The sequence below is a fragment of the Niveispirillum fermenti genome (assembly GCF_052474395.1).
Genome location: NZ_CP156681.1, coordinates 77,602 through 90,535, shown reverse-complemented (window position 1 = coordinate 90,535; position 12,934 = coordinate 77,602). Strand labels below are relative to the sequence as shown.

Annotated in this window: 9 protein-coding genes; 5 read left to right on the top strand and 4 right to left on the bottom strand. The window is 64.3% G+C overall.

Features of this window, described 5'->3' with window-relative positions; all coding sequences use genetic code 11:
• Positions 1-156: 156 nt before the first annotated feature.
• On the bottom strand, positions 157-1,026 hold the full coding sequence (gene galU, locus ABC728_RS11835; protein WP_445376667.1) for a UTP--glucose-1-phosphate uridylyltransferase GalU: 870 nt from the start codon (positions 1,024-1,026) through the stop codon (positions 157-159).
• Positions 1,027-1,364: 338 nt separating this feature from the next.
• On the opposite strand from galU, the gene ABC728_RS11830 reads away from it, so the two are divergent.
• Both ABC728_RS11830 and ABC728_RS11825 read left to right on the top strand, forming a co-directional pair.
• The gene (locus ABC728_RS11830) at positions 1,365-2,027 is read left to right on the top strand and encodes a LuxR C-terminal-related transcriptional regulator (protein WP_416618214.1); all 663 of its coding nucleotides are present in this window, start codon (positions 1,365-1,367) and stop codon (positions 2,025-2,027) included.
• A gap of 20 nt (positions 2,028-2,047) precedes the next feature.
• Positions 2,048-2,992 carry an SAM-dependent methyltransferase gene (locus ABC728_RS11825; RefSeq protein ID WP_416618215.1) on the top strand — a complete coding sequence of 315 codons (945 nt, stop codon included), beginning with the start codon at positions 2,048-2,050 and terminating at the stop codon, positions 2,990-2,992.
• 48 nt (positions 2,993-3,040) lie between these two features.
• Here the strand turns inward: ABC728_RS11825 and ABC728_RS11820 are convergent, their stop codons facing one another.
• Positions 3,041-4,252: a pentapeptide repeat-containing protein gene (locus tag ABC728_RS11820; protein ID WP_416618216.1), complete on the bottom strand. Its 1,212-nt coding sequence runs from the start codon at positions 4,250-4,252 to the stop codon at positions 3,041-3,043.
• Positions 4,253-4,350: 98 nt separating this feature from the next.
• The gene (locus ABC728_RS11815) at positions 4,351-5,313 is read right to left on the bottom strand and encodes a patatin-like phospholipase family protein (protein ID WP_416618217.1); all 963 of its coding nucleotides are present in this window, start codon (positions 5,311-5,313) and stop codon (positions 4,351-4,353) included.
• Positions 5,314-5,420: 107 nt separating this feature from the next.
• Between ABC728_RS11815 and ABC728_RS11810 the strand changes: the two genes are divergently transcribed.
• Complete coding sequence (locus ABC728_RS11810; protein ID WP_416618218.1) at positions 5,421-6,302, top strand: sterol desaturase family protein; 882 nt, start codon at positions 5,421-5,423, stop codon at positions 6,300-6,302.
• A gap of 172 nt (positions 6,303-6,474) precedes the next feature.
• A complete protein-coding gene (pgmG, locus tag ABC728_RS11805; RefSeq protein WP_416618219.1) occupies positions 6,475-7,869 on the top strand; it encodes a phosphoglucomutase/phosphomannomutase PgmG in 1,395 nt (464 codons plus the stop codon).
• 133 nt (positions 7,870-8,002) lie between these two features.
• Here the strand turns inward: pgmG and malQ are convergent, their stop codons facing one another.
• Complete coding sequence (gene malQ, locus ABC728_RS11800; protein WP_416618220.1) at positions 8,003-9,517, bottom strand: 4-alpha-glucanotransferase; 1,515 nt, start codon at positions 9,515-9,517, stop codon at positions 8,003-8,005.
• A 190-nt stretch (positions 9,518-9,707) separates the two neighbouring features.
• On the opposite strand from malQ, the gene ABC728_RS11795 reads away from it, so the two are divergent.
• Positions 9,708-12,929 (top strand): glycoside hydrolase family 15 protein, encoded by a 3,222-nt coding sequence (locus tag ABC728_RS11795; RefSeq protein WP_416618221.1) that lies wholly within the window; start codon positions 9,708-9,710, stop codon positions 12,927-12,929.
• Positions 12,930-12,934 lie beyond the last annotated feature (5 nt).

Below are 12,934 nucleotides of genomic sequence, written 5' to 3'. Positions count from 1 at the left end.
TTCCACGGGTCCGGACGGACGGCACCCGAAAAGCGGGATGCGACGGCAGGGCATGCTTTGGAGTGTGAAAATCAGGGCATGAAAAAAGGGGCGGTCACCCGCCCCTTTTTATCACCTTGCTTTTACCATTGCGCGAAGCCGGACGGGAAGCCGGTCCTACAACATCGCCTTCAATGCCGTGCGCACCTTCTCCGACATGTCGGGCCGGTTCAGGGCATAGGCGACATTGGCCAGCACGAAGCCCAGCTTGTCGCCGCAATCGAAGCGCTCGCCCTCGAACTTGAACCCGTGGAAGGGCTGGTTGCCGATCAGCTTGGCCATGGCGTCGGTCAACTGGATCTCCCCGCCCGCGCCCTTCTCGAACACCGACAGGTGCTTGAACACCTCGGGCTGCAGGATGTAACGGCCCTGGATCGATAGGTTGCTGGGCGCCACGGCGGGGTCCGGCTTCTCCACCAGCCCCTTCACGGCGACCAGCTTTCCATCCTCCGACGCGATGTCGAGGATGCCGTATTTGTTCGTCTGTTCCCGCGGCACCTCGAACACGGACAACAGATTGCCGCCGACCTGTTCATAGGCGTCCATCATCTGCGCAAGGCAGGGTCTGGTTCCCAGCACCTGCTCATCAGGCAGCAGCACGGCAAAGGGCTCATTGCCCACAAATTCGCGCGCGCACCAGACGGCATGGCCCAGGCCCAGCGGCTCGGCCTGTCGGACATAGGAGAGATAGCCCAACTCGATCTGGATATCCTCGACGATCTTCAGCAGTTCGGCCTTGCCGCGACGGCGCAGCGTCTCGTTCAGCTCGTAATTGAGGTCGAAATGGTCTTCCAGCGGGCTCTTGCCGCGACTGGTGACGAAGCAGAACTGGTCGATGCCGGCGGCCTTGGCCTCATCCACGGCATGCTGGATCAGTGGCCGGTCGGCCAGGGGCAGCATTTCCTTCGGGATGGCCTTGGTCGCCGGCAGGAAGCGGGTGCCCAGACCTGCGACCGGGAATACGGCCTTGCGCACTTTTTGGGGCATCTTGGAGCCTGTATTGAATGCCATGATCGATCTGTCCCGCACCTTCAGGTCTTCAGACCGTGGGTGCCTTCTCCTGTTGTGCCATGCCGGACCCCCGCTTCGCAACAAAGCCGGGAGAACGGGCCCCGCTTGTCGGGGAAGGGAGGCAGGATGACTGGCCCCCTCCCTGTCAACACGGCGGCAATGAGATAGTTGTCACAGACAGCCGCATGATTTTGATTTATTAAGGGTGTGATGCTGACCACAAAGTGGCAGGATCGGAAGGATGGCCATCCGGGGCCTGCGTGGGCGGCGCGGGCGGGTGGCTGCACGTTTTATGATTGGGCTGGGATCGACGAATGAAAATCCTGATAGGCGACGACCATCTGTTGTTTCGCGAAGGGCTTTGCCGACTTTTGACCCAATTGGACAGCCAGGCCAGCTTTGTCGAGGCGGGCACGTTCGATGAGGTCCGGGAACTGGCCCGGGATGGGCAGGATTTTGATCTGGTCCTGCTGGACCTGCAGATGCCGGGCTTTCCGGGTTTCAATGGTGTCCAGGAAGTGTGCGAGGCGCAGGCCGGCACCCCCGTTGTCATCGTTTCGGCGTCCGAATCGCAGGCCGACGTGCGTGCCGCGCTGGATGCTGGCGCGTCGGGCTATATCCCCAAATCCTCTTCCGTGAAGATCATGCTGTCGGCGCTGAACCTGATCTTCTCCGGTGGCGTCTATGTGCCGCCGGCTGCCCTGCTGGGTGATGGGCCCGGTGTCGGGGGTGGTGCCGGCGGGCTCCCCGGTGTATCGCCGGGTCCTGGCGGTGGCGCCGGCGGCACCCCTGCCCTGACCCAGCGTCAGCGCGATGTGTTGCGCTGCCTGCGTGAAGGCAAGTCGAACAAGCAGATCGCCTATGAGCTGGGCCTTTCGGAAGGCACCGTGAAGATCCATGTCACGGCCGTCATGCGCAGCCTGGGCGTGCGCAACCGCACCCAGGCCGTGATCGCGTCCAGCGATATGCCCTCCTGAACCCTCCGCACGGGTCAAGCATGACGCATGCCGATGTGACGGCCCCGACGGCAACGCCGCTCGGGGCCACTGCCTATCTGGCGGCCGAGGATTATCTGGAACCGCTTTTGGTCGAACTGGGCGACGTGCGGTCCGTGCATGGGCGCCTGGTGCTGGCCGACGGGCCGCCGCGCCCGGCCGCCTGGGCGCAGAATGTCTGGTACGACCCGGTTCTGATTCCGATCCAGTCGATCAAGCAGGGGGCCAAGGCCCTGCGCGCCATCCAGCGCAATTGGGCGCTGTACGGTTTCCAGCATCACCGCCGCGCGCAACTGATCCAGGATAACCTGCCCCATGTTTCGGCCCGGCCGCTGGTCTTTCCGGCGCCGGCGCCGACGGCGCCGCTGGGGTCCTGGACATTGCTGAACGAAAATACGATTCTGGCGGCGGCGCATTGCGCCAGCCCGTTCCGCAATGGCGAGATCGAGTTTGTCGAGGACAAGGTCACGCCTCCCAACCGCGCCTATCTGAAGCTGTGGGAGGCGTTCACCCGGATCGGCCATACGCCGAAGCCGGGGGAACAATGCATCGATCTGGGCGCCTGCCCCGGGGGCTGGACCTGGGTCATGCAAAGCTGTGGCGCGCGTGTGATTGCCGTGGACAAGGCACCGCTCGACCCCGCCATCGCGGCCTTGCCCGGTGTCACGGAACGGCGGGAAAGCGCCTTCGGCCTCAAGCCCGCCGATATCGGACCCGTCGATTGGCTGGCCTGCGACGTGATCTGCTACCCCTCGCGGCTTTACCGCATGATCCAGGGCTGGCTGCTATCGGGACTGGCGCGCAATTATGTCTGCACCCTGAAATTCCAGGGGGAAACGGACCATGAGACGGCGCGCGCGTTCGCCGCCATTCCAGGTTCGCAACTGGTCCACCTGTGCCAGAACAAGCACGAGTTGACCTGGATACGGCTGGCTGCGGATGCGTGATACCCGCCTGCGATGGGGGACCTCGTCGCAGGCGGGTACATCCGGCGCTTACCGCATGCGGAAGCGGTTACGCAGGCCCAGGCTGATCAGGAACAGCAGGACCAGTCCCAAAACGGTTTGCAGGCCGCTCAGCAAGTATGCCCAATCCGGCAGGCCTTGCAGGGTTTCCGGATCGATCAGATCCTTGCGCAGACCGAGCGAGCCCAGCGTATTGGCTGTGCTGATCCCCAGTGACAGGAACAGGTCCCGAGGCTCCTTGACCCACCAGAGTGGGAGGGCCCCGACAATGATCACCCCCATGAGCCATATGAAAGGCCGCACGAAGCTCTGTCCATAATTGCAAAGAACGCGATAAAGAAGGAACGGCCATTTGCTGCGATCAGGCGCGATGACCCGGCGGCATTCAAGTTCCATGGCAAAGAATTTCAGTTCGTCTTCATGCTTCTTCAGCCGGTCCATTTCAAGCTTCAAACGCTCATAGGCAATGATGAACCGGCTTGCATCGCCCTGCGTCGGCGGGGCGGGGAATTTTGCCTCCCATATGGTGCCCTCGTGCAGTTTGGCGCCGGCAAAGTCCGGTGGATAGCGTTTGAAATTGCATCTTTCGAATGTAGTGCGCGCCTTCATCTCTGTATTGACGAAGGTAATGCTGCTGCCGAAGGTTGCGCTCTCAAAGTATACGCTTTTCTCGAACACGGCATTCTCGAAGCTGGTGGACTTATGGAATTTGGCTGACTCGAAATAAATCGTATTGGAAAAGACTGTACGGCAGAAACTGGACCTTTCATGGAATATCGAGTTATTGAATTTGGCCATTTTCATCAGCTTTGAGTCGTCAAAATTTACATCCCCGACAAACGCGACGCTGCTGAAATTGGCTTCATCCTTGAAGGTCGTATTATTGAAGTCGCATTTCCTGCGGAAAACATAGCCTTGGAAAGATACGGGTTTCTCGAATATACACCCGGAGAAATTGATATTTTCCGAAACGGAGGGGAGGGCGATGGATCGACCATCGGCTCTCGCCGCAAATTTCCGGCGAAGCGCGGATAATTCCTCATCTGTCAGGGGGACTTTTTCCGCGTCGGAAATGCCGGGTGCGGTTGGCCCGGTTGAGGATGCATAGTAGCGGTTCCAGGCGATGCGATTGGCGTTGATCCGGTCCTGGTCATCGGCGGCAGGGACGCCGTCGATGGTGGCCAGCAGGTAGAATGGATTGTCTTCGGGATTGGAACCAAAATTGGATGTTACTTCGGACATGGTCTTTCCCTGATTATAATTGTATTTATTTATAATAATACAACTTATGATCAGGGAAGGAAATCGTTCTGTTGGCACCTCCTGCCGGGGCCGCGCGCCTATCGTGTCATGGCCAGTTCCACGGCGGGCCGCATGGCGATGGCGGCGGTATAGCCCAGCTCGATCAATTCCTCGGCGCGTTCGAATTCCAGGATGCCGATATGGCCGATGCGCGGCGTGATCAGCACGTCCGGCGGCTCTCCGGCCAGGCGGGAGCGGGTTATCCGGTCCTGCATGATGTCGATCGAACTGGCCATCACCTCCAGCACGCCGGGGCTTGGCGGTCGGGGCAGGGGCTTCAGGTGGGTGGCGAACTGGCGGGCGTGCTCGCCCACCTGGTTCAGTCTGGCCGCCAGCTTGGCCAGGGGTTTGGCCACTTCGCGCAGTGGCTTTTCCGGGGGCGTTTCCCCGATCGGATGTTCAGGCAGGCTGACATTGACGGGGCCCAGTTGCGCCTTGGACAGGCGGGGCATCTGCGACAGGTCGCCGTTCAGGTTGATGGCGATCACGACCTCGGCCCCCAGCGCCCGGCACAAGGAAACGGGCACCGGGTTCACCAGCGCGCCATCGGCCAGCCACATGTTCTGGAACGGCACGGCGGGAAACATGCCGGGTATCGCCGCAGACGCGCGCACGACATCCAGCAGATGCCCTTCGCGCAGCCACACCTCCTTGCCCGTGGAAAGGTCCGTGGCCACCGCGGCGAAGGGGATGGGCAGCGACTCGATGGGTACGTCCGTGCGCTCGTTGCGGAAGCGGTCATAAGCCTTTTCGACGCTGACCAGCCCCCCGCGGGAGAAGGTGAGGTCCAGCAGCTTCAGCACATCCAGCATGCCGAACCCCTGGGCATATTCCTGCAGTTCGTCCAGCAGGTCGGTCAGATAGGCGGCGCCGACCAGCGCGCCCACGGATGTGCCGGTGATGACATCGGGCTTCAATCCGAACTCTGCCAGCGCCCGCATCACACCCACATGTGCCCAGCCGCGCGCGGCCCCACTGCCCAAAGCCAGCCCGATCTTCATGATATTCCAACCATCCCTGTGAAATGCCGCCTGCGACACCGGGAAACCTTGCGCGAGAGTGCCGCAAACGGCAATACATCCATGGGTTCTCGCCAAAAGGAAGACCGATGCGCGTCGTCATCGCCCATCTGCTGTGGCCCTTTCTGGTCGCTATCTGCATCGCCGGCTATTGGTATGGCTGGCAGTCGGGTCATGCCGTGCTGGCTTTCAACGCGACCTATTTCGGCCTGGCCGCCACCCTGTTGGTTTTGGAAAGGGTGATGCCTTATGAACGGGAATGGGCGAGAAGCGATGGACAGCTTTTCAACGACATCGCGCATACGCTGCTGAACAAGGGGCTGGGGCAGGTGATCGCCGCTTCCATTGCCATCGCGGGGCTGGACCATGCAGGGCCGCAGACGGCCAGCGGCTTCTGGCCGGGCGACTGGCCCCTGTGGGCACAGGTGCTGCTGGCCCTGGTCGCGGCGGAGTTCGGGCTTTATTGGGCCCATCGCACCGCCCATGAATTCCGCGCCATCTGGCATTGGCACGCCATCCATCACAGCGTCACCCGCCTGTGGATTGTCAATACCGGGCGCTTCCATTTCCTGGACAGCCTCTGGAAGACGGCGTTCGCCATGGTCATCGCCGGTGTGCTGGGGGCGCCCAAGGATGTCATTCTGTGGGTGCTGGCGATCACCACCTATATCGGCTTCCTGACCCACTGCAATGTCGACATGCGGTGCGGCCCGCTGAACTGGGTGTTCTCCACACCGGAACTGCATCGCTGGCATCACAACCGCGACCCGATCGAGGGCAATGTGAACTATGGCGAGAACTTCATCCTCTGGGATGTGGTGTTCGGGACCCGCCACCTGCCGGCCGACCGCAAGCCGCCCGTGAATATCGGCTGCAAGGACCCGGTGCCGGACACCTTCCTGGGCCAGCTTGCCTACCCGTTCAAGGCGTGGGCCCGGCGAGACTTCTTCAACAGCCGGAAGGCGGCCTGACGGGCCGGCCGGTGGTGTTCGCCGGTCCTGTAGTGCTACCGCCACCGCTACCATCGCGGTGGCGAAACAATCTGCGCTTCTGCGCGTTGGAACAAGCTGGCGAGCCGCGTCGCCATGTGCTTTGCTGCGGGCGACGCATCTCTTAACCAACATCAGTTCGGGTGAACCAAACATGACCCTGGCGCACAAGTTCCATCCCACGGTCCTGCGCGAATATGACATCCGCGGCATCATCGGCAAGACGCTGACACCCGACGACGCCCGTGCCATCGGCCGCGGATTCGGCACCATGGTGGTGCGGGGCGGGGGCAGCAAGGTGGCCATCGGCTTCGACGGCCGCCTGTCCTCACCGGAACTGGAGGCGGCGGCCGTGGAAGGGCTGAAATCCACCGGTCTGCACGTGGTGCGCATCGGTCTGGGCCCGACGCCCATGCTGTATTTCACGGTGCGTCATCTGAAGCTGGATGCCGGCGTGATGATCACCGGTTCCCACAATCCGCCCGACTATAACGGCTTCAAGATGATGCTGGGCAAGGGCCCCGTCTATGGCAGCCAGATCCAGGAGATCGGTCAGATCGCCGCGGCGGGCGATTTCGCCACGGGCGATGGCACGGACGAGACGATCGACATCCAGGACACCTATGTCGACCGCCTGGCGCAGGATTATGACGGCACGGCCGATCTGAACGTCGTCTGGGACAATGGCAACGGCGCGGCCGGGGAGATCCTGCGCCGCCTGGTGAAGAAGCTACCGGGCACGCATACGCTGCTGTTCGACCAGATCGACGGCACGTTTCCCAACCATCACCCGGACCCCACCATTCCGGAGAACCTGGAAGATGTGATCCACAAGGTGGCCGACCGGAAGGCGGACCTGGGCATCGCGTTCGATGGCGATGCCGACCGGATCGGGGCCGTCGATGAACGCGGCCGCATCGTCTGGGGCGACCAGTTGGTCGCCATCTATTCCAAGGATGTGCTGGAGGCGTTCCCCGGCGCCACCATCATCGCCGATGTGAAGGCCAGCCAGACCCTGTTCGACCAGATCGCCAAGCTGGGCGGCAAGCCGCTGATGTGGAAGACGGGCCATTCGCTGCTGAAGGCCAAGATGGCCGAGACGGGCAGCCCGCTGGCCGGCGAGATGTCGGGCCACATCTTCTTCGCCGACAAATATTACGGCTTCGACGACGCGCTTTACTGCGCCGTCCGCCTGCTGGGCCTGGTGTCCCGCCGCGGCAGGCTGTCGTGCTTGCGTGACGAGTTGCCCGATGTGCTGAACACGCCGGAGGTCCGGTTCCAGGTCAGCGAGGAACGCAAGTTCGCCGCGGTGGAGGAGATCAAGGCCCGCGTCAAGCAAGAGGCAGCCGCCGGCGGGATCGAGGTGAACGACATTGATGGTGTGCGCGTGAAGACGCCGGACGGCTGGTGGCTGCTGCGCGCCTCCAACACCCAGGACGTGCTGGTGGCGCGCGCCGAGGCGTTCGCCAATGACGGGCTGGAACGGCTGAAGGATGCGATCAAGGGTCAGTTGTCGGCCAGCGGCATTGCCGCTCCGGCCGATTTCTGATCAGCGATTCCCTTGAGAAGCGGGAAAGGGCCGGTGGAGGTGTTCCGCCGGCCCTTTTCCTTTCCGTCCGGGCACATGCCGGCCCATGGAAAGCCGCCCGTTGGTGGTGCCGGCCTTTGATGTCTGGCCGGTATCAGGCGACCAGCCGCCCGGCGGCGGCCGTCAGGTCGCGCAGCCGCTCCACATCCTCATCCCGCCATTGTCCCGGCTTCAGGCGCCAGCCCCAGTTACCATCGGGTTGGCCCGGCACATTCATGCGGCCTTCGGTACCAAGGCCCAGCACATCCTGCAGGGGCGTGATCGCCAGTTCGGCATTCACGCCCAGGGCGAAGCGGATCAGGTCCCAATGCAGTTCCCGCCCGTCGGTGTTCAGGTAGGAACGGATGCGCTGTCCCAATTCCCCGTCCAGGCCCCCGCGTGACGCGACCCAGCCCAGGATCGTGTCATTGTCGTGGGTACCGGTATAGAAGACGGAATGCGCGGCATAGCGGTTGGGGTCGTAGTGCCAGGGCTCGAAATGGTCGCCCCACTCGAACGGGAGCACGCGCATGCCGGGGAACCCGAAATGGTCGCGCAGCCGTTCCACCTCCGGTGTGATGATGCCCAGATCCTCCGCGATGATGGGCAGCGGGCCGTGGGCATCGCGCAGGGACTGAAACAGTTCGTAACCCGGTGCCGGCACCCACTGGCCATGGATGGCCGTTTCCTCCTGCGCGGGGATTTCCCAATAGCTTTCAAATCCGCGGAAATGGTCGATGCGCACCATGTCGACCGTTTCCAGGGTGCGGGCGATGCGCCGCCGCCACCAGGCGAAACCTTCCGCCCTGTGGGCGTCCCAGCGATAGAGCGGGTTGCCCCAGCGCTGGCCCGTGGCCGAGAAATAATCGGGTGGCACGCCGGCCACGACGGTGGGCTGGCCGCGTTCGTCCAGCGCGAACAGGTCGCGGCGGGACCAGACATCGGCGCTGTCGCCCGCCACGAAGATGGGGATATCCCCCATGATGTGGATGCCGCGCTGGTTGGCCTCCTTCTTCAGGCGCATCCATTGCCGGAAGAAAAGGAACTGCTGCACCTTCACCTTCTTGATGTCGAAGGACAGCGTATGCCGGGCTTCCCCGATGCCGATGGGATCGCGCGCGATGTAGAGCGCGTTCCATTCCGGCCACGCCCTGCCCTGGTGGCGGGCCTTCAGCACGGTGTAGAGCGCATAATCATCCAGCCATTCGGCATCGTTGCGGGCGCGGAACAGCTCGAAATCGCCCCACTCCTCGTCATCGGACGACCGTTTCAGGAAATCGCCGGCCACGATGTCCAGTGAGGCCAGCTTCATGGCGGCCACCCCGTCATAATCCACCCGCTCCGGCCCGTTTCCGGGCAGACGGTCCAGCAGGGCGGAATCGGCCAGCCCGTCGGCCACCAGATCGTCGAAACTGATCAGCAGCGGGTTGCCGGCGAAGCTGGACAGGGCCGAATAGGGGCTGTTGCCCAGGCTGGTCGGGGCCAGCGGCAGGATTTGCCATATGGTTTGCCCCGCAGCCTGGAGTTGCGCCAGGAAGGTGCGGGCAGCCGGCCCCATGTCCCCGATGCCATGCCCGCCGGGCAGCGAGGTCGGGTGCAGAAGGATGCCGCTGGCGCGCTGGTTGATCATGGGGCCGGTTCTTTCCTGGGGCTGGTCGCAAACGCGGAGGGGGCGGCGGGCAAGGGGCCGCCATTCCTATCAGGCCGACCCATGGCGCCCATGATTTCGCAACCCATGTTGCATTGCAACAGTTGCGCGCGCCGGTAACGCTGTTACAGTCTTGGGATCAGGAAGCGGGCGTTGTTGTTACGGGGGACAGATGCCGGAAGCGCCATTGCCACGGGGGATCGGCAAGCAGGGACCGCAGGCGGCCAAGACCGCGCTGGATCGGCTGTTCGACCATGTGAACCGGGTGATCCTTTCCCGCCAGCACCCCATCACCGGGTTGTTGCCGGCCTCCACGGCCGTGACGGTGCATGGCAACTACACCCATGCCTGGGTGCGCGACAATGTCTATTCCATCATCGGTCCCTGGGCCCTGTCGCTGGCCTATCGCCGCCGCGGCGACAGCGCGGCACGCGCCCGCCTTCTGGAACAAAGCGTGGTGAAGACCATGCGGGGCCTTTTGCAGGCCATGATGCGTCAGGCCGCGAAGGTGGAACGGTTCAAGCAGACCCAGGCGCCCCTGGACAGCCTGCACGCCATCTATTCGGCCAGCACGGGCGAGGCCGTCGCCGCTGACGATGGCTGGGGACATCTCCAGATCGACGCGACGTCGCTGTTCCTGCTGATGCTGGCGCAGATGACGCGGTCCGGCATGTCGCTGATCTACACGATGGACGAGGTGGCCTTCGTCCAGAACCTTGTCCATTACATCGGTCCCGCCTATCGCATCGCCGATTTCGGCATCTGGGAGCGGGGACGCAAGATCAATGACGGGGCTGTGGAACTGAACGCCAGTTCCATCGGCATGGCCAAGGCCGCCATGGAGGCCATGCAGGGGCTGGACCTGTTCGGGGAGGATGGGGGCCGGGTTGCCGTCATCCACGCCGTGCCGGACGAGATCGCGCGGGCCCGGGCCACGGTGGAGGCACTGCTGCCGCGCGAGTCCGGATCGAAGGAGGTGGATGCCGCCCTGCTGGCCATCATCGGCTGGCCCGGCTTCGCCGTCGACGTGCCTGATCTGGTGGAGCGCACGCGCGCGGAGATCCTGTCGAAGCTGGGCGGCCCCTATGGCTGCAAACGCTTCCTGACCGACGGGCACCAGACCGTGCTGGAGGATCATTCCCGCCTGCATTACGAGGCGGGCGAGTTGGAGCGGTTCCGTGGCATTGAAAGCGAATGGCCGCTGTTCTTCACCTATTTCTACGTCACGGCCCTGCTGACAGGGGATGCGCGCGGGGCGGCGCAATGGCGCGAGCGGCTGGAAGGGCTGCTGGTGGAGCGCGGGTCCGACACGCTGCTGCCGGAGCTTTACATCGTGCCCGCCGACACGGTGGAGGCGGAGCGCGCCAGCCCCGGCAGCCAGGCGCGCATCCCCAACGACAATGTGCCGCTGCTGTGGGCGCAAAGCCTGTTCATCATGGGCCTGCTGCTGGACGAGGGGTATCTGTCGGCCGGCGACGTCGATCCGCTGAACCGGCGGGCCAAGCTGAAGCCCAAGCCGCCGGTGCCGCTGCGTCTGGTCGTCCTGGCTGAGGACGAGCCGGTGCAGGCCGAACTGCGCGGCCATGGCGTCTTCTGCCAGACCCTGTCCCAAGGCGGTGGCTCCATCCATATCTGCCATGTCGATGTGCTGGTCGGGGCGCTGGCCGAACTGGGGCGCTGCGAGGCGCTGGGGCTTTCCGGTCGGCCGCCGCGCCGGCTGGGCACGCTGATCACGGCCAACGGCTTCCGCTTCGCGGGGCAGCCGGCCGTCATCGTGCCCACCTTCGTCGATGAACAGGACGGTTTCTATTTCACCTATGACCACCGGTTCCTGGTCGAACGGCTTTTGTCGGAAATCGCCTATATCAACCGCACCTGGACCTTCACCAAGCCGCCGTTGCTGGTCTTTCCCGTGTCCAAGGGCATGGCGGCGGGCGAGGGGTTCGCCGAACTGGCCCGCACGCTGGCCGATCTGCTGGCGGGCAGGGTGCCGGACCTGGTGGTGCGTGGCGGCGATCTGGCCGACACCTATGCTGGGTCCCGCATCATCGCCTTCGACCAGATTGCGCCTTCCTGCCCGGTTTCCGCCCGGCCCGTGCGGGCGCGCGATGCCGGTGCCGGTTTCGATTTCGCGGCCCCGCCGCCGGGTGCGGAGGATCGCCGCTGGATCGAGGAGGGGGACACGCCCTGGCTTGCCCGGTCGCTGGACGGGGAGCGGCGGGCCGACTGGCACCTGCTGATGCTCTCGCTGCTCTGGCAGCGCCAGGGGCGTGATTTCGTGCCCGATGGCGACAGCCGGCCCCTGTGGCAGCGGGCGGAGGATCTGTACCGCGCCGCCGGCCATGCCGGGCACTGGGACATCGTCCGGCCGCTGGCCTGGCTGATGGACCGGCATGACGAACGCCTGCAGGACGCGGTGAAGGAGATCGTGGTCCGGCAGAAACACGTGATTCTGGGCGACTGTGCGCGGGCGGGCGCGGTCGTCGACCGGCCACTGGCGAATGCGGAGATCAGTCACCGGCTGGCCGCCATCGGCGGCGACCCGGCGACGCTGATGCTGCGGGAAGAGATGCTGCTGTTCAGCGGCACGCTGATCAAGGCCAGCCCCGAACTGTTCCGCTATACCCTGTCGGCCCGGCCAGCCGATCTGCTGGGCCTGCTGGTCCGGTCCGTCGGCCGGCAGCGCGGCGTGTCGGAGGCCGCGGCGCTGGAGATGCTGAAGGGCGAGGGACCGCACACGATCCTGACGCGCTTGCGCCGGCTGATTTCCCGCTGTCCCGGCATGACGGGGGATTTCTGTCTGCCCGTCCTGTCGCGGGCCTGCGCCGTGGACCGGCCGGAATTCGCCATGGAGGGGGACCATTGGTCGGCCCACATCCTGACGGGCGGGGACTGGTGGGGCTGGCGCGACACGGCCGGCACCCTGCTGCCCGTGCCCGACGAATTCTTCCACCGCGTCTGGGGTCTGCTGCGCCATGGCGACGGCCTGATCATCGCCGATCCCACCAACCATGACATGCGCCTGGACAGCGCCACCCTGCGCGCCGACCGCACCCCCGGCGAGCGCGACTTCGCGCGCGAGGTGGAAAGCCGGCTGGATCGCATCATGAACCCCGAATACCGGCAATTGACGGTGGAGGCGCTGTGGGCGGTGTCGGAGATGCTGTCGGTGCATAGCGAGGTGCGGCTGCCCGGCCTGATTTCCACCGACCGTATCATCGCCACGGCGGTGGCGCGGCATTGGTCGCTGAAGCATCCGGGCATCGGCGATCCCAACGGGGCAACGGCCTGGAAGGGGTTTTACAACCTGTCCCCCGTGACGGCGGCCGAACATCTGGCCACCGGTGCGCTGATGCTGGCCGGCCTGGCCGACGGCGTGCCGGACGCGGCCTGAGGGCG

Coding starts and splice junctions, on each gene's coding strand:
- galU (WP_445376667.1), bottom strand. CDS start 1,026: ATGCCCCAAAAAGTGCGCAAGGCCGTATTCCCGGTCGCAGGTCTGGGC.
- ABC728_RS11830 (WP_416618214.1), top strand. CDS start 1,365: ATGAAAATCCTGATAGGCGACGACCATCTGTTGTTTCGCGAAGGGCTT.
- ABC728_RS11825 (WP_416618215.1), top strand. CDS start 2,048: ATGACGCATGCCGATGTGACGGCCCCGACGGCAACGCCGCTCGGGGCC.
- ABC728_RS11820 (WP_416618216.1), bottom strand. CDS start 4,252: ATGTCCGAAGTAACATCCAATTTTGGTTCCAATCCCGAAGACAATCCA.
- ABC728_RS11815 (WP_416618217.1), bottom strand. CDS start 5,313: ATGAAGATCGGGCTGGCTTTGGGCAGTGGGGCCGCGCGCGGCTGGGCA.
- ABC728_RS11810 (WP_416618218.1), top strand. CDS start 5,421: ATGCGCGTCGTCATCGCCCATCTGCTGTGGCCCTTTCTGGTCGCTATC.
- pgmG (WP_416618219.1), top strand. CDS start 6,475: ATGACCCTGGCGCACAAGTTCCATCCCACGGTCCTGCGCGAATATGAC.
- malQ (WP_416618220.1), bottom strand. CDS start 9,517: ATGATCAACCAGCGCGCCAGCGGCATCCTTCTGCACCCGACCTCGCTG.
- ABC728_RS11795 (WP_416618221.1), top strand. CDS start 9,708: ATGCCGGAAGCGCCATTGCCACGGGGGATCGGCAAGCAGGGACCGCAG.